This window comes from Variovorax boronicumulans (genome assembly GCF_029892485.1).
GTDB lineage: Bacteria > Pseudomonadota > Gammaproteobacteria > Burkholderiales > Burkholderiaceae_C > Variovorax > Variovorax boronicumulans_B.
The window spans coordinates 190,323-210,148 of sequence record NZ_JARXVG010000011.1 but is presented as its reverse complement, the minus strand read 5'-3'; the positions used below and the strand labels follow the sequence as shown (position 1 = coordinate 210,148).

Sequence of the window (19,826 nt, the reverse complement as noted above, 5' to 3'; positions counted from 1 at the left end):
AGATTTCAGGAAACGAGCTTAGTGCGGAGCCTGCCCGCGCCGCGTCACCTTGGTGCCAGCGACAGGCTCCGGGGGCTGGTGAAGCTGCGCAGGTCACCGGTGATCGGATCCTGGAACGCGACCGACTTGGCGAGCAGTTGAAGGGGCTTGTCGAAGTCGTCGGTGTTTTCGGGCAGCAGCACGGGGTAGATCGGATCGTTCTCGATGGGCATGCCGAGCGCGAGGCAATGCACGCGCAGCTGGTGCTTGCGGCCGGTGACGGGCGAGAGTCGAAGCAGCGCGCGGCCGCTCTGCACCTCTTGCACCTCGATGCGGGTCGCGGAGTTGGGCTCGCCCGGCTCTTCCCGCATGCGCATGAAGTGCTCGTCGTCCACGAGGCGGCTGCGGTAGATGTCGGGCACCGACGAGACGCCCTCCTGCCACGGCACCACCGCCTCGTAATGCTTGGCGATGCGCCGCTCTGGAAACATCTGCTGGTAGGCGCCGCGCGTCTCGCGCCGCACCGAGAAGAGCACGAGGCCCGAAGTGCTGCGGTCGATGCGGTGCAGCGGCACGAGGTCGTCGATCTGGAGCTTGCGCTTGAGCCGCACGAGCAGGCTTTCCTGCAGGTACTTGCCGGTGGGTGTGACGGGGAGGAACGGGGGCTTGTCGGCCACGACGAGCTGGTCGTCCTGAAACAGCACCTGCTCCTCGAAGGGGATGTGCACTTCGCCGTCGAGCGTGCGGTAGTAGTAGACGCGCAGCGGCGATTCGTAGCGGCGCTCGATGGTGACGGGGGTGCGGTGCTCGTCGATCACGTCGCCCGCCACGATGCGTTCGAGCCACGCGTCGCGCGTGATCGCCGGAAAGCGCTCGATGAGGAACTCGGCGATGGTCGGCCAAGGGCCGTGGGGCAGGCCGACACAGCTCGGGCCGACGCCGTCGCGGGTGGGCAGCGGCAGCCGGTGGGTGGTCATTGCGCGGCTTCCTTTTGCAGCACCGAGAGGGCTTCGGCAAAGGAGGGGCGCGCGGACACGTCGGGATGCATGCAGCGGTCCTTCAATGCGGATACGGCGGCGGGCGGCGCATCGCTGCAGCGTTCGAGCAGTTCTTCGAGCAGGCAGCCGAAGGCGCGCACCTCCAGGCGCTGCAAGGCCAAGGCCTGGCTCGCATCGAGCGAGCCGATCATCCAGCCCGCGCCGAAGTCGCCGAGCCGGCCGCTGCCTTGCGCGTTCCACAGGGTGTTGTGCGCGTAGAGATCGCCGTGGAGGATGCCGCGCGCATGCAGGTGCTGCATGGCGGAGGCGATGTCGCGTGCGATGCGCAGGGCTACGTCCGCGGTCCATTGCGCATCGTCCGCATAGACATCGCGTGTGCACGATGCGAGGCTCGGCGGTCCCGCGAGCGTACGGAAGGACGGCGGCACGAGCGCCATCACCAGGCCTTCGGTGCCATCGGGGTGGCCGTCGATGCGGCTTTGCGCGGCGATCAGCGTGGGGTGTGCGCCGGCCGCGATGCTGGCGGCCATTTCGCTGTGAGGCCAGCCGTCGCTCGTGACCGCGCCCTTGAAGAGCTTCACGGCCACTGCCTGCTGCGACGGCCCCAGCGTCGCCTGATGGATCACGCCCGATGCGCCTTCGCCGAGCTTCTTGCCGAGCGTGAGGTCGCCCCAATCGACATGCGGTACCGACTGCGCAGTGATGGCCGCGTCTTCAGCCTGTGTGTCGAAGGAGTTGCCTCCCCCCGCAAGCCACGAGAGGCGCGGCAGCGAAAACAGCCAATCGGGCAGGGCGTTGAAGCGGTTGGCAGAGATGCGCAGCATTTCGAGTTGCCGGCACGCGGCCGTTGAATCGGGCAATCGAGCCAGCCGGTTGCCCGCAAGCATGAGCTTCTGCATCCGCGTGCAAAGGCCCAGCGTGTCGGGCAGTTCCTCGATCTGGTTGTCGGTCAGGATCAACCAGCGAAGCGAGGCCGGCAAAGCGCCTGCCGGCACGAAGGCGATGCGGTTGGCCTTGAGGCCGACGATGTCCAGGTTGCTGCACTGGCCGATGGATTCGGGCAGCGTCGTGAACCGGTTGTCCGAGCAGAACAGCACCCGCAGCTTGTGCAGGCGGCCCAGGTCATCGGGCAACGCGTCGAGCGCATTGCCGGAGAGGTTCAGTGTTTGGAGCGAATCGGCAAGGCCGAAGATCTCGCGCGGGAACTCGGTGAGTCCGCACGAGAGATCGAGCCTGGTGGCGCCTGCCAGCCGACCCGCGCGCAGCTCGGCCAGTGTGTCCATCCGGCGAGTCTAAATGCCTAGGCGGATGCGCTCCGGGCGCCGAAGCGGTAGACGCCGTCCTTGCCCAGCTCGCGCTTCACCTGGCCCGAGAACCACAGGAGGTGCAGGTGCGCCACTGTCTCGCCCATCGCGAAGGTGATCTGGTGCAGGTCGAGCTCGCGCTTGAAGAGGATCGGCAGGCCCTCGGCCGCCGTGAGAGCGCGCGCGGTGCAGGCTTCGAGCAGTTCGGCCAGCCGGTCGCGGTGATGCTCCTGCAGTTGGTCGACGCGGCGGTGGATGCCGGTGAACGGCTTGCCATGCGAGGGCAGGCCCACCGTGTCGGCAGGCAGCGCCTTGAACTTGTCGATGCTGTCCAGGAAGAGCCGCAGCGAATTGGCCTCCGGCTCGCCCGCATGCACGCTCACGTTGGTCGAGATGCGCGGCAGCATCATGTCGCCACCCAGGAGCAGCTTCTGCTCATCGCAGTACAGCGCGATGTGCTCGGGCGCATGGCCGTAGCCGCTGATGCAGCGCCAGTCGTGGCCGCCGATGGTGACGATGTCGCCGTCCATCATGCGCACGTACCGGTCGGGCACCGAGGGCACCATGTTCGCGTAGTAGTTGGTGCGCGCGCGGATCTTGGCGATGCCCACCGGGTCGCTCATGCCGTGCGAGGCGAAGAAGTCCGCCGCCGCATCGCCGCCCGCCAGCGTGTCGCCGGCGGTGCTCAGCACGCGGGCCACGTGGTAGTCAGTGGCGCTGATCCACAGCGGCACGTTCCAGCGCTGGCAGAGCCAATCGGCCAGGCCGATGTGGTCGGGGTGCATGTGAGTGACGATCACGCGCAGGATGGGCAGGCCCTGCAACTGTGTTTCGAAGATCTGCTCCCACTGCGCGCGCGCCTCGTCGTGCGAGATGCAGCAGTCGACGACGGTCCAGCCTTCCACGCCGTCGATCGTGTCGCGCAACAGCCAGAGGTTGATGTGGTCCAGCGCGAAGGGCAGCCGCATGCGGATCCAGCGCACGCCGGGCGCGACTTCCAGGGCTTCGCCGGGCCCGGGCAGGGTGTCGCCCAGGGTGTAGTGGAGTTCGCGTTCGAGGAGGTTCATGTAAGATTGACGTTTACGTAAACGTCATGTGTAGGTGGCTCCATTGTAGGGAGCGCGGCCAAAGCCTGCTGTCGCCCCCGTAACGCCCCTCCCGACGTGCCCGAAACCCTTCTCGCCCCCATGTCCGCGCAAACCTTCACCATCAGCCAGCTCGCGAAGGAATTCGACCTCACGACGCGGGCGATCCGCTTCTACGAGGACATGGGCCTGCTCACGCCCGAGCGCGCCGGCCTGCAGCGCGTGTACACCGCGCGCGACCGGGCGCGGCTCACGCTCACGCTGCGCGCCAAGCGCCTGGGCCTGAGCCTGACGGAGGCCAAGGACATCCTCGACATGTACGACAGCCCGCGCGACACCGTGCCGCAGCTGCAGAAGTTCCTCGGGGTGCTGGGCGCGCACCGGGAGCAGCTCGAAGCGCAGCTGGCCGAGCTGCAGGCCAACATCGCGGAAGTGCGCGAACACGAGAAAAAGGGCCGCGCCACGCTGGCGAAGGCCGAGAAAGCCCGAAAGGCCGCCAGGTCCGCCTGAGGCCCGCCCCGATCACGACTCACCGACAATCACGACCTATGTCCGACAACAACCTCGACGACCTCTTCGCCCACAACCGTGCCTGGTCCGCACAGATGGAACGCGACCGTCCTGGCTTCTTCACCAGCCTGGTGAAGCAGCAGACGCCGCGCTACATGTGGATCGGCTGCTCCGACAGCCGCGTGCCCGCCAACCAGATCACCGGCCTGGAACCGGGTGAAGTGTTCGTGCACCGCAACGTCGCCAACATCGTGGTGCACTCCGACCTGAACGCGCTCTCGGCGATCCAGTTCGCGGTCGAGCACCTGAAGGTCGAGCACATCATGGTGGTGGGCCACTACGGCTGCGCGGGCGTGAAGGCTGCGCTCAGCGGCAAGCGCATCGGCCTGGCCGACAACTGGATCCGCCACATCCAGGACGTGCGCGACCGCCACAGCGTGATGATCGAGAGCCTGCCCGAAGAAGTGCGCGTCGATGCGTTGTGCGAACTCAACGTGGCCGAGCAGGTGGTCAACGTGGCCGTGAGCACGGTGATGGTCGATGCCTGGGCGCGCGGCCAGAAGGTGCTGATCCACGGCTGGACCTTCGGCGTGCACGACGGCCTCTTGCAGGACCTGGGCCTGAGCGTCGACGGCGCCAAGCCGCTGGATGCGGCGTACAAGGCCGCGGTGCAGCGCATCCGCTACAAATGGAGCAAGCCGGCGGGCGCGGCGGCGCTGTCCTCGCCCTCCGCGCAGGCGGGCGCCGACGGCACCGAAGGCTCGGCGAAGTAACCCGACCGGGCTTATGTTCCCGCAGCGCCTCGATTCACCGCTGGCCTACGACATCGCCAAGGCGATGATCGATGGGTTCAACCGGCACTACCGGTTGTTCCGCGCCGAGTCGGCGCGCGCCAAGCACCGTTTCGAGACCGCCGACTGGCACGGCCAGCAGCGGGCGCAGCGCGAGCGCATCGAGTTCTACGACCTGCGCGTGAACGAGGCCGTGGCCCGGCTCGAGAAAGAATTCAAGGCCGGCGACCAGCCGATGGAGGTGTGGCACCAGGTCAAGCTGCACTTCATCGGCCTCTTGGTGGACCACCACCAGCCCGAGCTGGCTGAGAGTTTCTTCAACTCGGTGACCACCAAGATCCTGCACCGCGCGTACTTCCAGAACGACTTCATCTTCGTTCGCCCCGCGATCAGCACCGAGTACATCGAGCCGCGCGGCGCGCCGACCTACCGCCCGTATTACCCCGCGCACGACACGCTGGCCGACACCATCGAGCAGATGCTCGACGACTTCGCGTTGCAGGGCAGCTATGCGAACAAGCGGCGCGATGCCGAGCGGGTGGCGCACGTCATCCTGAACCGTTTTCACCAGGTCAAGCTGCGCGCCAACTTCCAGCTGCAGGTGCTCTCGGGCCTTTTCTTTCGCAACAAGGGCGCGTACGTGGTCGGGAAGATCATGAACGGCTTCACCGAGATCCCGTTCTCGCTGCCGATCCTGCACGACAGCACCGGCAAGTTCTACATCGATGCGGCGCTCTTCGGCGAAGACGACCTGCAGATGCTCTTCAGCTTTGCGCGCGCCTACTTCATGGTCGACATGGAAGTGCCCTCGGCCTGGGTGCAGTTTTTGCGTTCGCTCATGCCGCGCAAGCCGCGCGCCGAAATCTACAACGCGCTCGGCCTTGCCAAGCAGGGCAAGACGCTTTTCTACCGCGACTTTCTCTCGCACCTGAACTATTCGAGCGACCGCTTTCGCATCGCGCCCGGCATCAAGGGCATGGTCATGCTGGTGTTCGACCTGCCCTCGTTCCCGTTCGTCTTCAAGGTCATCAAGGACTTCTATCCGCCGCAGAAGGACACCACGCGCGAGCAGATCAAGGGCAAGTACATGCTCGTGAAGCAGCACGACCGCGTGGGCCGCATGGCCGACACGCTGGAGTACAGCGACGTGGGTTTTCCGCTCGACCGCTTCGAGCCCGGGCTGATCGAGGAGATCCAGAAGTTCGCGCCCAGCCAGCTCGAAATCGGCGACCGCGACGGCAACGGGGAGATGGAGGTCGTGGTCAAGCACGTCTACATCGAGCGCCGCATGATCCCGCTGAACATCTACCTGCAGGAAGCCTTCGACACGCTGGCCGACCCCGAGAGCCCGGCGCATGCCAAGCGCGCGAAGGAGCAGCTGGAGCATGCGGTGGTCGAGTACGGCAACGCCATCAAGGACATGGTCGCCGCCAACATCTTCCCCGGCGACATGCTGTGGAAGAACTTCGGCGTCACGCGCGGCGGCAAGGTGGTGTTCTACGACTACGACGAGATCGAATACGTCACCGACTGCAAGTTCCGCAAGGTCCCCGAGCCGCGCAACGAAGAGGACGAGATGAGCGGCGAGGTCTGGTACTCGGTAGGCCCGAAGGACGTGTTCCCCGAAACCTTCGAGCCCTTCCTGCTCGGCAACAGCGACGTGCGCGCCGCCTTCATGGCGCACCACGCCGACCTGCTCGACGCTGCCTTCTGGCAGCACCACAAGGAACGCATCCAGGCGGGGCAGATGCTCGATGTGTTCCCGTACGAAGAATCGCAGCGCTTCCAGCACGAGGGGCATGCGACCCATTTTTGACCGGCTGCGGCCACGGCCGCAGTCGACCGTTTCACTTTCATATTCACATTCAAGAAGGAGACCACCATGTCCGAATCCATCGTCATCGTCGGCGCCGCCCGCACCCCCATGGGCGGCTTTCAAGGCGACTTTGCTTCCCTCTCCGCGCACGACCTCGGCGGCGCGGCCATCAAGGCCGCCGTCGAGCGCGCCGGCATCGCGCCCGAGAGCGTGGGCGAAGTGCTGTTCGGCAACTGCCTCATGGCCGGCCAGGGCCAGGCCCCGGCGCGCCAGGCGGCCTACAAGGGCGGCCTGCCCGACAGCGCGGGCGCGGTCACGCTCAGCAAGATGTGCGGCTCGGCCATGAAGGCCGCGATGCTCGCGCACGACCTGCTGCTGGCCGGCACGCACGACGTGATCGTCGCGGGCGGCATGGAGAGCATGACCAACGCGCCTTACCTCATGCTCAAGGGCCGCGGCGGCTACCGCATGGGCCACGACAAGATCTATGACCACATGATGCTCGACGGCCTGGAAGACGCCTACCAGCCGGGACGCTCGATGGGCACCTTCGGCGAAGACTGCGCCGCGAAGTACAAGTTCACCCGCGAGCAGCAGGACGCCTTCGCCATCGCGAGCGTGCAGCGCGCCAAGGCCGCGACCGAGTCGGGTGCGTTCAAGGAAGAGATCACCCCCGTCACCGTGAAGGGCCGCGGCGGCGACACCGTGATCTCCATCGACGAAGGCCCGGGCAAGGTCAAGCTCGACAAGATCCCCACGCTCAAGCCCGCGTTCAAGAAAGAGGACGGCACCATCACCGCCGCATCGAGCTCGTCGATCAACGACGGCGCCGCCGCGCTGGTCATGATGACCGAGTCGCATGCGAAGAAGATCGGCGCCAAGCCCATCGCCCGCCTCGTCGGCCACGCCACGCATGCGCAGGAGCCCGAGTGGTTCTCGACCGCACCGGTCGGTGCGGTCGCCAAGCTGTTCAAGAAGACCGGCTGGACCGTGAAGGACGTGGACCTCTGGGAAGTGAACGAAGCTTTCGCCGTGGTGCCGATGGCGCTGATGCATGAGCTCGACGTGTCGCACGACATCGTCAACGTGAACGGCGGTGCCTGCGCGCTGGGCCATCCGATCGGCGCGAGCGGCGCACGCATCATGGTCACGCTGATCCATGCGCTGAAGGCGCGCGGCAAGAAGCGCGGCGTGGCCACGCTGTGCATCGGCGGCGGCGAAGGCACTGCCGTGGCCCTCGAATTGTTGTAAGCAGGAAATTTCAATGTACCCATCCATCCACCGTACCGTCGTTGCCGCCTTGATGGCGACCGCCTTCCTGGCGCCTGCCGCCAGCTGGGCGCAAAAGCGCGACAACGTGCTGTTCCAGGCCGCCACCGACGAGCAGCCCGCCGTGATCAAAACGCTGGAGAAACTCGTCAACATCGAGACCGGCACGGGCGACGCCGAAGGCATTGCGGCTGCCGGCAATTACCTCGAAGGCGAACTCAAGAACCTGGGCTTCACCGTCACGCGCAGCAAGTCGGCCGGCATCGTGGTCGGCGACAACATCATCGGCAAGCTCAAGGGCCGTGGCGGCAAGAACCTGCTGCTGATGTCGCACATGGACACCGTGTACCTGAAGGGCACGCTCGCGAAGGCGCCGTTCAAGGTCGAGGGCGACAAGGCCTACGGTCCCGGCATCGCCGACGACAAGGGCGGCAACGCGGTCATCCTGCACACGCTCAAGCTCTTGAAGGACTACGGCGTGCGCGACTACGGCACCATCACCGTGCTCTTCAACACCGACGAAGAGAAGGGTTCCTTCGGCTCGCGCGACCTGATCCAGGAAGAAGCCAAGCTCGCCGACTACGTGCTCTCGTTCGAGCCCACCGGTGCGGGCGACGAGAAGCTCTCGCTCGGCACCTCGGGCATCGCCTACGTGCAGGTCAACATCACAGGCAAGGCCTCGCATGCGGGCGCCGCGCCCGAGCTGGGCGTGAACGCGCTGGTCGAGGCGTCCGACCTGGTGCTGCGCACGATGAGCATCGACGACAAGGCGAAGCACCTGCGCTTCAACTGGACCATCGCCAAGGCCGGCAACGTGTCGAACATCATCCCCGCGAGCGCCACGCTGAATGCCGACGTGCGCTATGCGCGCAACGAAGACTTCGAAGCCGCGATGAAGACGCTCGAAGAAAAGGCGCAGCAGAAGAAGCTGCCTGAAGCCGACGTCAAGGTGCTGGTCACACGCGGCCGTCCGGCCTTCAATGCGGGCGAAGGCGGCAAGAAGCTGGTCGACAAGGCCGTGGCCTTCTACAAGGAAGCCGGCGGCACCCTCGGCGTGGAAGAGCGCACAGGCGGCGGCACCGATGCGGCCTATGCGGCGCTCTCGGGCAAGCCGGTGATCGAAAGCCTGGGTCTGCCGGGCTTCGGTTATCACAGCGACAAGGCCGAGTACGTGGACATCAGCGCGATTCCGCGCCGCCTGTACATGGCAGCACGCCTGGTCATGGATCTGGGCGCGGGCAAGTAAGCACAAAGAAAAAAGACAGGAGACTCAGCCATGCTGCTCAGTGCCGACCAGGAAGCCATCCGCGACGCGGTGCGCGATTTCTCGCAAGCCGAACTCTGGCCCAACGCCCCCAAGTGGGACCGCGAACACAGCTTCCCGAAGGAAGCGCACCAGGGCCTCGCGGCGCTGGGCGCCTACGGCATCTGCGTGCCCGAGGAGCACGGCGGCGCGGGCCTGGACTACCTCACGCTCGCGCTGGTGCTGGAAGAAATCGCGGCCGGCGACGGTGGCACCAGCACCGCGATCAGCGTGACCAACTGCCCGGTCAACGCGATCCTCATGCGCTACGGCAACGCGCAGCAGAAGAAGAAATGGCTCGAGCCGCTCGCGCAGGGCCAGATGCTCGGCGCCTTCTGTCTCACCGAGCCGCAGGCGGGCAGCGATGCATCGAGCCTGCGCACCACCGCGCGCAAGGACGGCGACGGCTACGTGATCGACGGCGTGAAGCAGTTCATCACCAGCGGCAAGAACGGGCAGGTCGCCATCGTCATCGCGGTGACCGACAAGGGCGCGGGCAAGCGCGGCATGAGCGCCTTCATCGTGCCCACCGACGCTCCCGGCTACGGCGTCGCCCGCCTGGAAGACAAGCTCGGCCAGCACAGCAGCGACACCGCGCAGATCAACTTCGACGGCTGCCGCATCCCCGCGGAAAACCTCATCGGTGCCGAAGGCGAGGGCTACAAGATTGCGCTGGGCGCGCTCGAAGGCGGCCGCATCGGCATCGCCGCGCAGAGCGTGGGCATGGCGCGCAGCGCGTTCGACGTGGCGCTGGCCTACGCCAAGGAGCGCCAGGCCTTCGGCGGCTCGATCTTCGACCAGCAGGCGGTGGGCTTTCGCCTTGCCGAATGTGCGACGCAGATCGAAGCGGCACGCCAACTCATCTGGCATGCCGCGAGCCTGCGCGATGCGGGCCTGCCGTGCCTGAAGGAAGCCGCCATGGCCAAGCTCTTCGCGAGCGAGATGGCCGAGCGTGTGTGCAGCGCTGCCATCCAGACTCTGGGCGGCTATGGCTACGTGAATGACTTTCCGCTCGAACGCATCTACCGCGACGTGCGGGTGTGCCAGATCTATGAAGGCACGTCGGACATCCAGAAACTGCTGATCCAGCGCGCGCTGGCGTGAGCGTCTCGCGCCGCCGGCTGCCGGTGATCCGCATCGCCACGGCGGCGTTGCTCCTGGCGCTGGCTGTGTGGACGGTCGTCATCGAGCCGCGCTGGGTCGCGGCGCGCCTCGAACCATTGAGTTCACCGCAGTGGCAGGCGCCGGCCGGCCTCAAGGTGGCGATGGCCGGCGACTGGCACCTCACCACGCGCTCCCTGTGGCGGGTCACCAGCGCGGACCGCGCCGCGCGCATCGTCGACAAGATCAACGCAGCGCAGCCCGACGTGATCCTGCTGCCCGGCGACTTCCTCGCGGGTTCGGGCGACGACGAGGCGTTTTCCATCGAGGACATGGCTGCCGTGCTCGGTCGCCTGAAGGCGCCCCAGGGCGTGTACGCAGTGCTCGGCAACCATGACTGGTGGCACGACGGAGCGCGCACCGCCAAGGCCTTGTCCGCGCACGGCATCCACGTGCTGGAAAACGCTTCGGTGCGCTTGCCGGGGCATGACATCTGGGTCGTCGGAATCGGGGACGACTCGACCGGCCACTCGGAACCCGACAAGGCGCTGGCCGGCGTGCCCAAGGGCGCCGGCACACTGGTCATGATGCACGACCCCTTCAGCTTCGCGACCATGCCCCGCACGCAGGGGCTGGTGGTTGCTTCGCACACGCATGGCGGACAGATCAGCGTGCCTGGCTACGGCGCGCTGGTGGTGCCCGGCCGTGCGCCGCGCGAGTGGGCTTACGGTTGGATTGCACACAAGGGCAAGCGCATGTACGTGACGAGCGGGCTGGGCGTAAGCATCCTGCCGGTGCGTTTCAACATGCGGCCCGAGTGGGTGATGTTCCAGTAGTGCCTTCATTCGGTGTCATCGGTTTCGATGACAGACAGGACGGCGCATGCGGCGCAGCATGGCGATCTCTTCGTCGGAGGTCTTTGCCATGTCCATCTTCAAACCCGTTTCCTTCGCTGCGGCGCTGTTGTGCCTCGGTGCATCCGCCCAGGCGCAGCTCGCCGCTGTCGACATCGCCACGCTGACCGCAAGCGAAGCCGTGCAGCAACTCTGCGCCGGCACGGTGACCAGCGAACAGCTGGTCTCGGCCTACCTCGCGCAGGCCAGGGCGAAGGCGAACCTCAACGCCTTCATCACACTCGACGAGCCCGGCGCGCTGAAGGCCGCACGCGCCGCCGATGCACAGCGAAAGCGCGGCGGCACTTGCAAGCCGCTGGCCGGCCTGCCGGTGGTCATCAAGGACAACATCCAGGTGCAGGGCCTGCCCGCCACGGCCGGTTCGCCCGCGCTCAAGGGCTTCGTGCCCGCGGCCGATGCGCCGGTGGTCGCGAAGCTGCGCGCCGCCGGTGCCGTCATCCTCGGCAAGACGAACATGCACGAGCTGGCCTTCGGCGTCACGGGCTACAACCCCGCATTCCAGACCGGCCCCGAGGTCGGCGTGCGCAACGCCTACGACGCGAGCCGCATCGCGGGCGGATCGTCGTCGGGCAACGGCGCGGCGCTCGGTGCGCGCATGGCGCCGGCGGCGCTGGGCACGGACACGGGCGGCTCGGTGCGCATTCCCTGTGCGTTCAATGGCTGCGCGTCGCTGCGTCCGAGCATGGGGCGCTACTCGCAGCAGGGCATCGCGCCGATCTCGCACACCCGTGACACCGCGGGCCCGATGGCGCAGTCGATGGCCGATGTCGCGCTGATCGACCGCGTGATCGCGGGCGGCGCGCCGTTGAAGCCTGCTGACCTGAAGCGCGTGCGGCTCGGCGTGGTGCCGGCCTTCCATGCAAACCTCGATGCGGACACGCGTGCCGCCACCGATGCCGCGCTTGCCAAGCTGCGCGCTGCCGGCGTCACGCTGGTGGATGTGGAGATGCCCAAGCTCATGGAGCTCAACGGCGCCATCGGCTTCCCGGTCGCGCTCTACGAGGCGCACGACGACATGGTGGCCTACCTCGCGAAGTACCGCGCCGGCATTGACATCACGCAACTCACGGCCGGCATCGCGAGCCCCGACGTCAAGGGCACCTTCGAGGCCTTCGTGATCCCGCGCAAGCTCCCCGCGCCGAACGGCTCGGTCGATGCGAAGCCCGCCTACGACAACGCGATGCGCGTCGCACGCCCTGCGTTGCAGAAGCTCTACCGCGACACCTTCGCGAAGAACAAGCTCGATGCGCTCGTGTTCCCGACCGTGCCACGCGTGGCGTTGGCTGCCGCGCCCGAGGCCAGCAGCCCCGAGAATTTCGGCGCGCTGATCCAGAACACCGACCCTGGCAGCAACGCCGGCATTCCGGGCGTGCAGTTGCCTTCGGGTCTGGGTGCGACAAGTGGGCTGCCGATCGGGCTGGAGCTCGACGGTCCGGCAGGCAGCGACCGCAAGCTGCTTGCTGTAGGCATGGCGGTGGAAGGCGTGCTGGGACGTTTGCCGGCACCCACGAAGTAGGGCGCTTCCGCCGCGTCGTGCCGAATGGCGCTTGAAAAATAAAAGAGCGTTCACGCTGAGCTTGTCGAAGCGCCGCGCAAGGCTTCGACAAGCTCAGCCCGAACGGCTGTGGTTCTGGATCGTGAATCTGCGTCAGCGCATGGCGAGGCCGGCCAGCGCCGACCGGCGCTCGATGCCGAGCTTGTCGAAGATGCGCCGCAGGTAGGTGCGCACCGTTGGCACGCTCACCGCCATGCACCGCGCGATCTCCTTGTCGGTCAGGCCTTCGCACACGGCGCGTGCGACTTCCTGCTCGCGTGCGCTCAGGGAATTCCATGCAGTCTCGGCAGGCATCGGCACCGCGGCCGCCGTACGCTGCGCACGCTGCAGCGCGCCGATGAACGCGGGCTCGATCAGGTCGAGCAGCGCCTTTTCGTGGTCCCCGAAATCGCCGCGCCCCTTGCGCCGCCAGATGCGCAGGTCGCCCAGCGCGCGCTGGCCCTCGAAGGCATGCAGGTTCATGCCCCAGTGCAGGCCGTCGCGGGAGAGGAAATCGGTAAAGAATTCCGTGCGCATCAGCTCGCGTTGCGGCATCACGTCGGTCACGCGCGTGGCGCGGCGGTGCGACTGCAGCACGAAGGTGATCGGGTCGTGGTGCTGGTGCCATTCGCCGTAGCGGTCGAGGTTGGCGGGGTCCATGTTGAGCGCCACGCGGCCGTCGAAGCCGCCGCTCTCGGCGTTCCACACGAAGGAGGCGAACTGGTCCGCATGCAGCAGGTCGAGCAACGCCCAGCCCAGGCGTTCGCGGACGTCGCTTTCGCCGCGCTCTTGCGCCAGCAGCGTGAAAACGCCGCGCAGCGCCTGCTGTTCGGAGCCTGTCAGGTACATCGCTGCCTCGCTCTTGTTGTCGTGTTCCGGGGTAAGGCTAGCGTCTAGCAAGCGGCGCGCCAAGGGTGGATGTCCCGGGTGCGAGCCCGCGCGCGCGAGGCTGCAGGACGACATGGCCGCAAGCTGCTCGGCCCGGCTCCGGGGTTGCCCCATCGGAGGGATCGCCCCGAGGTGTTCCAATAGCGGTCTTCATGAGCGCCATCGACCCCACCACCGGACCTTGCCCCTGCGGCCGCACCGACCGCCGCGACAAGCCCATCGGCTACGCCCTGTGCTGTGGCCGCTATCTCGACGATTTCGAGAACACGCCCGCCCCCGACGCCGAATCGCTGATGCGCTCGCGCTATTCGGCCTTCGTGCTGCAGCGCGCCGAGTACCTGCTGGCGACCTGGCACGCGTCCAAGCGGCCGGCCTCCATCGAATTCGAGCCTGGCGTCAAGTGGCTGGGGCTGGACATCCGCTCGCGCTCGGTGCTCGATGCCGACCACGCCGAGGTCGAGTTCGTCGCCCGCCAGCGCAGCAGCACGGGCACCGCCACCCGCCTGCACGAGCGCAGCCGCTTCGTGCGCGAGGGCGAACGCTGGTACTACCTGGAAGGTGATCTGCAGCACCCCGTGGCCTGACGCGGGTTGACGCGCCCGGCCGGGGCTCGCACAATCAGCCCCGCTCCGGGGTGCACACACGTGGTGTGCTGAGATGGCAAAGCTGCCGACCCGCGAACTTGATCCGGGTCATACCGGCGTAAGAAGAGCTGCACTCCCTGACCCAGGTCCCGTCACCCACCTTCCGTGACGGCCCCAAGTCCACCGAGCGATTGCGGAGCACCCTTTCCCTCAACAAGGAGTGCCCCCGCATGAATGCCCCCGACAAGTTCACCTCTTTGCTTTCGCTCACGCGCGAGCCCTTTCCCGCATCGCACAAGTGCCTGATCCCGGGCAGCCGGCCCGACCTGAACGTGCCGGTGCGCGACGTGCTGCTGACCAACGGCGAGACGGTGTCGCTCTACGACACCTCGGGCCCGTACACCGATGCCAAGGTCGACATCGACGTGCGCCGCGGCCTGCCCGGCGTGCGCGATGCGTGGATTGCCGAGCGCAATGACACCGAAAGTTATGAAGGCCGCTCGCACCAGGCGCTGGACGAGGGCCTGAAGCACGCCCACGACCATGACGCCCTGCGGCTGGCCGAACTGCGCGCCGCCGCTTCGGCCCTGCAGCGTACGCCGCGCCGCGCGAAGTCGGGCGCCAACGTTACGCAGATGCACTACGCACGCCGCGGCATCGTCACGCCCGAGATGGAATACGTGGCCCTGCGCGAGAACGGCAAGCGCGAATGGATGGCCGAATACCTCGCCAACGAGGAGCGTGCGAAGCGCGTGGCCGGCAACCCGATGGGCGCGAGCATTCCGCGCATCATCACGCCCGAGTTCGTGCGCGACGAGGTGGCACGCGGCCGCGCGATCATTCCGGCCAACATCAACCATCCTGAAGTGGAGCCGATGGCCATCGGCCGCAACTTCAAGGTGAAGATCAACGCCAACATCGGCAACTCAGCCGTCACCTCGAGCATCGAGGAAGAGGTCGAGAAGCTGGTGTGGGCGATCCGTTGGGGCGCCGACAACGTGATGGACCTGTCCACCGGCAAGAACATCCACACCACGCGCGACTGGATCGTGCGCAACTCGCCGGTGCCCATTGGCACGGTGCCGATTTACCAGGCGCTGGAGAAGGTGGGCGGCGTGGCCGAAGACCTCACCTGGGAGATCTTCCGCGACACGTTGATCGAGCAGGCCGAGCAGGGCATCGACTACTTCACCATCCACGCCGGCGTGCGGCTGCCGTTCATTCACCTCACGGCCGACCGCATGACGGGCATCGTCTCGCGCGGCGGCTCGATCATGGCCAAGTGGTGCATCGCGCACCACAAGGAGAGCTTTCTGTACGAGCGCTTCGAGGACATCTGCGACATCATGAAGGCGTACGACGTGAGCTTTTCGCTGGGCGACGGCCTGCGTCCGGGCTCGGGTGCCGATGCCAACGACGAGGCGCAGTTCGCCGAGCTGCGTACGCTGGGCGAGCTCACGCAGGTCGCGTGGAAGCACGACGTGCAGACCATGATCGAAGGGCCGGGGCATGTGCCGATGCACATGATCCAGGCCAACATGGACGAGCAGATCAAGCACTGCCACGAGGCGCCGTTCTATACGCTCGGGCCGCTGACGATCGACATTGCGCCGGGGTACGACCACATTTCCAGTGCCATCGGGGCCGCGATGATCGGGTGGGCTGGCACTGCGATGCTTTGCTACGTGACGCCGAAGGAACACCTCGGGTTGCCCGATCGCGATGATGTGAAGCAAGGGATCATTGCTTACAAGATCGCGGCGCATGCTGCGGACGTTGCGAAGGGGCATCCGGGGGCTCGGTCGCGGGACGATGCGTTGAGCAAGGCGCGATTTGAGTTTCGGTGGCAGGACCAGTTCAACCTGGGCCTGGACCCCGACACCGCGCGCGAATTTCATGACGAGACGCTGCCCAAGGATTCGAGCAAGGTGGCGCACTTCTGTTCGATGTGTGGGCCGAAGTTCTGCTCTATGAAGATCACGCAGGAAGTGCGGGAATACGCTGCGAAGAAGGGCGTGGCTGAGGCCGAAGCCATGGCCGAAGGAATGGAGGAAAAGTCCAGGGAGTTCATGGCGGGCGGCGGCGAGATCTACATACCGATACGTTCCGTGTCCTGAGTGCGACGGGGGGGCGTTGCTACCATGGGGACTCCCCCGAATCCCTCCAGCGCAATGACCCCATTTCCTTTCGCCGCCGTCCTCTTCGACTGCGACGGCGTCCTCGTCGACTCAGAACCCATCACCAACCGTGTGCTCGCCGAGATGCTCGGCGAGCTCGGCTGGCACCTCACCACCCAAGAGTCGATGAACACCTTCACAGGCAAGGCCGTGAAGGACGAAGCCCCGCTGATCGAAGCCAAGACCGGCGTGAAGATCACCGACGAGTGGCTCAAGCTCTTCAGGGCCCGCCGCAACGAAGCACTCGAACGCGACCTCACCGCAATCCCCAACGCCCCCGCGGCCATCCGCCGGATCCACACGATGCTCAAGGGCCGCATCGCCTGCGCCTCGGGCGCCGACCGTCACAAGGTCGAGCTGCAGCTGGCCAAGGTCGGCCTGCTTGACTGCTTCGAAGGTCGCATCTTCAGCGGCCACGAAATGCCGCGCTCCAAGCCGCATCCGGACGTGTACCTCGCCGCCGCCGAAGCGCTCGGCGTCGACCCCAAGCGCTGCGCCGTCGTCGAGGACACGGTCACCGGCGCGATGGCCGGCGTGGCTGCGGGTGCGACGGTGTTCGGCTACAGCACGGGCGAATCGGGTCACAGCGGCCCCGGGCCGTTGCTGAGCGTGGGCGCGGTGAAGGTGTTCAGCGACATGACCGAACTGCCTGCGTTGCTATCGGGTTATCGCCTGCAGGCGGCCTGAGTTTCTGGTGGAATGAACGGCATCGATTCCAAGTCGCAGGAATACAGGAACCACAGCCCATGACCTCCGAATACAAGACAGAACAACCCGACCGCGCCGAGATCGACGCGCGCACGGGCCCCGCCGTGGTCGAGTTCGGCACCAACTGGTGCGGCATCTGCAAGGCCGCGCAACCGAACATTGCCGAAGCCTTCGCGCAATACCCGGACATCCCGCGCATCAAGGTCGAAGACGGCAGCGGCCGTCCGCTTGGTCGCTCGTTCAACGTGCGGCTCTGGCCCACGCTGGTGTTCATGCGCGATGGCAAGGAAGTCGCCAAGCTCGTGCGGCCGGAAGACAGCCAGTCCATCGCCGACGCGCTGGCGAAGATCGCGCAGCCGGGCTGATGCGCTTGAGCCTTCGCTGTTAGAGCCCCTGCGCCCGGAAGTCCCGCGGCGCATGCCCGGTCCATTGCAGGAACGCGCGTGAAAAGCTCTTCTCGTTGCGAAAGCCCACCGCCAGCGCCACCTGCTTGATCGGGCGGTTGGTGCGGCGCAATTGCTCCACCGCCAGTTCGTGGCGCACTTCGTTCTTCAGCGTCTGCAGCGAAGTGCCTTCCTCGTGCAGCTGCCGGTGCAGCGTCCGCCCTGACACGTTCAACAGCCCCGCCAGCGCCTCGGCAGTGCTGGCCTCCGCCGCGCGCGAGCGCAGCAGTTCGCGCACGCGCTGGCCCAGCAGCCGGTCGCGGCGGTATTGCAGGATGGTGAGCGGCAGCGCGCGCTTGAGCATGGTGCGCAGCGCGCGCTCGTCGCGCTGCAGCGGCAGGGCGAGATAGCGCTCGTCGAAGCTGAGGGTGGCCTGCGCGGCGTCGAAACGCACTTCCGGCGTGAACATCGGCGCGTAGGCGTCGCGGTGGGGCGGCGCCGCAAACGGAAAGGTGGCGTTGCGCAGCGAGATGCGCGAATCGATGGCCCAGCACATGTAGCCGTGCATGAAGCGCAGGCTGGTGACCAGGCAGAACTCGCGGAAGGCCTCGTCCAGCGGGCGGTTCTCGGTGATGCGCAGCGTGGCCACGCCGCCGGCCACTTCGAGCGCGAGGCCGATGTCTTCCGTCAGCAGGCGGTGATGGCGACACCAGCGCTTGATGGCCACGCCCAGGTCGGGCGAGGTCAGCGAGGCGCGGCACAGCATGCCGTAGCTGCCCCAGGGCAGGCGCCGCGAGAACCAGCCGAGGGCCTCGTCGTCCAGTTCCTGCATGGCGTGTTCCGACAGTGCCTCGAACTGCGCCGCCGTCACCCGCGCGCCTGGCCGGGCCAGTTCGCGCGGCGTGATCTGTGCCGACTTCAGGGCCTCGGCGGGGTCCATGCCGTAGCGCTCGTAGCCCTTCGCGATGGCTCTCACGAAGGCCATGGGGGTGACGGCGCGGGCGGGCTTCAGGAAGGCGGGCGAGGTCATGTTCGGGCGGTGAAGTCGTGGCGCAATTTGCAACCATTGTGGCGCCAATTGCGGCGCGGCGAGGCGTAAGCTGCGTTTCTTCCAAGCGCCATTCCGCGTGGGCAGCCCTGCGCGCCGACACCTCAGAGGAGACAAGACACATGCACGATCCCGGCCTGAACTTCGACCTGGGCGAGGACATCGACTCGCTGCGCAGCGCCATCCAGGACTTCGCCGCGAATGAAATCGCCCCGCGCGCCGCCGACATCGACCGCGACAACCTGTTCCCGCACGACCTCTGGCAGAAACTGGGCGAGCTCGGCCTGCACGGCATGACGGTGAAGGAAGAATTCGGCGGCACCGAGCTGGGCTACCTGGCGCACATCGTGGCCATGGAAGAAGTCTCGCGCGCCTCGGCCTCGGTGGGCCTGTCGTATGGCGCGCACTCCAACCTGTGCGTGAACCAGATCCACCGCAACGGCAGCGATGCGCAGAAGAAGAAGTACCTGCCCAAGCTGGTGAGCGGCGAGCACGTCGGCGCACTGGCCATGAGCGAGCCCAACGCCGGCTCCGACGTTGTGAGCATGAAGCTCAAGGCCGAGAAGAAGAACGGCTACTACGTGCTCAACGGCGGCAAGATGTGGATCACCAACGGCGGAGACGCCGACACGCTGGTCATCTACGCCAAGACCGAGCCTGAGATGGGCGCGCGCGGCATGACAGCTTTCATCGTCGAGAAGAACTTCAAGGGCTTCTCGGCCGGCACCAAGCTCGACAAGCTGGGCATGCGCGGCTCCAACACCTACCCGCTGTTCTTCGACAACTGCGAAGTGCCCGAAGAGAACGTGCTCGGCGGCGAAGGCACGGGCGCCAAGGTGCTGATGAGTGGTCTGGACTATGAGCGCGCAGTGCTCTCGGGCGGCCCGCTGGGCATCATGGCCGCGTGCATGGATGCGGTGCTGCCCTTCGTGCACGAGCGCAAGCAGTTCGGCCAGAGCATCGGCGAGTTCCAGCTCATGCAGGGCAAGCTGGCGGACATGTACTCGACGTGGCAGGCCACGCGTGCCTACGTGTATGCGGTGGGCAAGGCCTGCGACCGCAACGACCATGCGCGCACCTTTCGCAAGGATGCAGCCGGCGCCATTCTTTACTCGGCCGAGAAGGCGACATGGATGGCCGGCGAGGCGATCCAGGCGCTGGGCGGCGTCGGGTACACGAAGGACTTTCCGGTGGAGCGGCTGTGGCGCGATGCGAAGCTGTATGAGATTGGCGCGGGCACGAGCGAGATTCGCCGGATGCTGATCGGGCGCGAGCTGTTCGCGGAAACTGCGTAAGCTGCTTTTCTCCCTCCCCTTCCGGGGGAGGGCAGGGGTGGGGGCTCGCGGCAATCGATGAAGCACAGCGCCTGACAAACGCCGCTTGCCCCCATCCCAACCTTCCCCCGGAAGGGGAAGGAGCAAGACAAGGAGACAA

The 19,826-nt window shown here is 66.6% G+C and carries 18 protein-coding genes and 1 riboswitch; of the genes, 13 read left to right on the top strand and 5 right to left on the bottom strand.

The features are described from left to right. Positions 1 to 44: 44 nt before the first annotated feature. Genes M2282_RS23895 through M2282_RS23885 form a run of 3 tightly spaced genes read right to left on the bottom strand, consistent with a single transcriptional unit; the run spans position 45 to position 3,348 of the window. Positions 45 to 956, bottom strand: a complete 912-nt coding sequence (locus M2282_RS23895) for a pseudouridine synthase (RefSeq protein ID WP_280811253.1) — start codon at positions 954 to 956, stop codon at positions 45 to 47. Next, on the bottom strand, positions 953 to 2,260 hold the full coding sequence (locus M2282_RS23890) for a leucine-rich repeat-containing protein kinase family protein (protein WP_280811252.1): 1,308 nt from the start codon (positions 2,258 to 2,260) through the stop codon (positions 953 to 955). Before M2282_RS23890 ends, M2282_RS23895 begins: the two co-directional genes overlap by 4 nt. Before the next feature lie 17 nt (positions 2,261 to 2,277). Next, positions 2,278 to 3,348, bottom strand: a complete 1,071-nt coding sequence (locus tag M2282_RS23885; RefSeq protein WP_280811251.1) for an MBL fold metallo-hydrolase — start codon at positions 3,346 to 3,348, stop codon at positions 2,278 to 2,280. A gap of 120 nt (positions 3,349 to 3,468) precedes the next feature. Between M2282_RS23885 and M2282_RS23880 the strand changes: the two genes are divergently transcribed. From M2282_RS23880 to iaaH, 8 genes are all read left to right on the top strand, one after another. Then, positions 3,469 to 3,876 carry a MerR family transcriptional regulator gene (locus M2282_RS23880; RefSeq protein ID WP_280811250.1) on the top strand — a complete coding sequence of 136 codons (408 nt, stop codon included), beginning with the start codon at positions 3,469 to 3,471 and terminating at the stop codon, positions 3,874 to 3,876. 38 nt (positions 3,877 to 3,914) lie between these two features. Continuing rightward, positions 3,915 to 4,649 carry a carbonate dehydratase gene (gene can, locus M2282_RS23875; RefSeq protein ID WP_280811249.1) on the top strand — a complete coding sequence of 245 codons (735 nt, stop codon included), beginning with the start codon at positions 3,915 to 3,917 and terminating at the stop codon, positions 4,647 to 4,649. A 13-nt stretch (positions 4,650 to 4,662) separates the two neighbouring features. After that, a complete protein-coding gene (aceK, locus tag M2282_RS23870; RefSeq protein WP_280811248.1) occupies positions 4,663 to 6,483 on the top strand; it encodes a bifunctional isocitrate dehydrogenase kinase/phosphatase in 1,821 nt (606 codons plus the stop codon). A gap of 66 nt (positions 6,484 to 6,549) precedes the next feature. Further along, entirely contained in the window at positions 6,550 to 7,734 is a 1,185-nt protein-coding gene (locus tag M2282_RS23865) for an acetyl-CoA C-acyltransferase (protein ID WP_280811247.1), read from the top strand. A 13-nt stretch (positions 7,735 to 7,747) separates the two neighbouring features. Further along, positions 7,748 to 8,998, top strand: a complete 1,251-nt coding sequence (locus tag M2282_RS23860; protein WP_280811246.1) for a glutamate carboxypeptidase — start codon at positions 7,748 to 7,750, stop codon at positions 8,996 to 8,998. 30 nt (positions 8,999 to 9,028) lie between these two features. Continuing rightward, positions 9,029 to 10,159: an acyl-CoA dehydrogenase family protein gene (locus M2282_RS23855; RefSeq protein ID WP_280811245.1), complete on the top strand. Its 1,131-nt coding sequence runs from the start codon at positions 9,029 to 9,031 to the stop codon at positions 10,157 to 10,159. Continuing rightward, on the top strand, positions 10,156 to 10,992 hold the full coding sequence (locus M2282_RS23850) for a metallophosphoesterase (protein WP_280811244.1): 837 nt from the start codon (positions 10,156 to 10,158) through the stop codon (positions 10,990 to 10,992). Before M2282_RS23855 ends, M2282_RS23850 begins: the two co-directional genes overlap by 4 nt. Before the next feature lie 88 nt (positions 10,993 to 11,080). Further along, a complete protein-coding gene (gene iaaH / locus M2282_RS23845; RefSeq protein ID WP_280811243.1) occupies positions 11,081 to 12,586 on the top strand; it encodes an indoleacetamide hydrolase in 1,506 nt (501 codons plus the stop codon). 132 nt (positions 12,587 to 12,718) lie between these two features. Here the strand turns inward: iaaH and M2282_RS23840 are convergent, their stop codons facing one another. After that, the gene (locus tag M2282_RS23840; protein ID WP_280811242.1) at positions 12,719 to 13,567 is read right to left on the bottom strand and encodes a helix-turn-helix transcriptional regulator; all 849 of its coding nucleotides are present in this window, start codon (positions 13,565 to 13,567) and stop codon (positions 12,719 to 12,721) included. A gap of 77 nt (positions 13,568 to 13,644) precedes the next feature. Between M2282_RS23840 and M2282_RS23835 the strand changes: the two genes are divergently transcribed. From M2282_RS23835 to M2282_RS23820, 4 genes are all read left to right on the top strand, one after another. After that, a complete protein-coding gene (locus M2282_RS23835) occupies positions 13,645 to 14,076 on the top strand; it encodes a YchJ family protein (protein ID WP_280811241.1) in 432 nt (143 codons plus the stop codon). A 36-nt stretch (positions 14,077 to 14,112) separates the two neighbouring features. Next, positions 14,113 to 14,218, top strand: a riboswitch (TPP riboswitch). A gap of 88 nt (positions 14,219 to 14,306) precedes the next feature. After that, positions 14,307 to 16,193 (top strand): phosphomethylpyrimidine synthase ThiC, encoded by a 1,887-nt coding sequence (thiC, locus tag M2282_RS23830; RefSeq protein ID WP_280811240.1) that lies wholly within the window; start codon positions 14,307 to 14,309, stop codon positions 16,191 to 16,193. 54 nt (positions 16,194 to 16,247) lie between these two features. Continuing rightward, positions 16,248 to 16,940, top strand: a complete 693-nt coding sequence (locus M2282_RS23825) for an HAD family hydrolase (protein WP_280811239.1) — start codon at positions 16,248 to 16,250, stop codon at positions 16,938 to 16,940. A 59-nt stretch (positions 16,941 to 16,999) separates the two neighbouring features. After that, positions 17,000 to 17,326 carry a thioredoxin family protein gene (locus M2282_RS23820; RefSeq protein ID WP_042582260.1) on the top strand — a complete coding sequence of 109 codons (327 nt, stop codon included), beginning with the start codon at positions 17,000 to 17,002 and terminating at the stop codon, positions 17,324 to 17,326. 19 nt (positions 17,327 to 17,345) lie between these two features. On the opposite strand, the gene M2282_RS23815 is transcribed toward M2282_RS23820, so the two are convergent. Next, the gene (locus M2282_RS23815; RefSeq protein ID WP_280811238.1) at positions 17,346 to 18,374 is read right to left on the bottom strand and encodes an AraC family transcriptional regulator; all 1,029 of its coding nucleotides are present in this window, start codon (positions 18,372 to 18,374) and stop codon (positions 17,346 to 17,348) included. A 140-nt stretch (positions 18,375 to 18,514) separates the two neighbouring features. Between M2282_RS23815 and M2282_RS23810 the strand changes: the two genes are divergently transcribed. Next, a complete protein-coding gene (locus tag M2282_RS23810) occupies positions 18,515 to 19,687 on the top strand; it encodes an isovaleryl-CoA dehydrogenase (protein WP_280811237.1) in 1,173 nt (390 codons plus the stop codon). Positions 19,688 to 19,826 lie beyond the last annotated feature (139 nt).

Bases quoted from the DNA above. Each gene is read 5' to 3' on its own strand.
- M2282_RS23895 (WP_280811253.1), bottom strand. From the start codon at position 956: ATGACCACCCACCGGCTGCCGCTGCCCACCCGCGACGGCGTCGGCCCG.
- M2282_RS23890 (WP_280811252.1), bottom strand. From the start codon at position 2,260: ATGGACACACTGGCCGAGCTGCGCGCGGGTCGGCTGGCAGGCGCCACC.
- M2282_RS23885 (WP_280811251.1), bottom strand. From the start codon at position 3,348: ATGAACCTCCTCGAACGCGAACTCCACTACACCCTGGGCGACACCCTG.
- M2282_RS23880 (WP_280811250.1), top strand. From the start codon at position 3,469: ATGTCCGCGCAAACCTTCACCATCAGCCAGCTCGCGAAGGAATTCGAC.
- can (WP_280811249.1), top strand. From the start codon at position 3,915: ATGTCCGACAACAACCTCGACGACCTCTTCGCCCACAACCGTGCCTGG.
- aceK (WP_280811248.1), top strand. From the start codon at position 4,663: ATGTTCCCGCAGCGCCTCGATTCACCGCTGGCCTACGACATCGCCAAG.
- M2282_RS23865 (WP_280811247.1), top strand. From the start codon at position 6,550: ATGTCCGAATCCATCGTCATCGTCGGCGCCGCCCGCACCCCCATGGGC.
- M2282_RS23860 (WP_280811246.1), top strand. From the start codon at position 7,748: ATGTACCCATCCATCCACCGTACCGTCGTTGCCGCCTTGATGGCGACC.
- M2282_RS23855 (WP_280811245.1), top strand. From the start codon at position 9,029: ATGCTGCTCAGTGCCGACCAGGAAGCCATCCGCGACGCGGTGCGCGAT.
- iaaH (WP_280811243.1), top strand. From the start codon at position 11,081: ATGTCCATCTTCAAACCCGTTTCCTTCGCTGCGGCGCTGTTGTGCCTC.
- M2282_RS23840 (WP_280811242.1), bottom strand. From the start codon at position 13,567: ATGTCGTCCTGCAGCCTCGCGCGCGCGGGCTCGCACCCGGGACATCCA.
- M2282_RS23835 (WP_280811241.1), top strand. From the start codon at position 13,645: ATGAGCGCCATCGACCCCACCACCGGACCTTGCCCCTGCGGCCGCACC.
- thiC (WP_280811240.1), top strand. From the start codon at position 14,307: ATGAATGCCCCCGACAAGTTCACCTCTTTGCTTTCGCTCACGCGCGAG.
- M2282_RS23825 (WP_280811239.1), top strand. From the start codon at position 16,248: ATGACCCCATTTCCTTTCGCCGCCGTCCTCTTCGACTGCGACGGCGTC.
- M2282_RS23820 (WP_042582260.1), top strand. From the start codon at position 17,000: ATGACCTCCGAATACAAGACAGAACAACCCGACCGCGCCGAGATCGAC.
- M2282_RS23815 (WP_280811238.1), bottom strand. From the start codon at position 18,374: ATGACCTCGCCCGCCTTCCTGAAGCCCGCCCGCGCCGTCACCCCCATG.
- M2282_RS23810 (WP_280811237.1), top strand. From the start codon at position 18,515: ATGCACGATCCCGGCCTGAACTTCGACCTGGGCGAGGACATCGACTCG.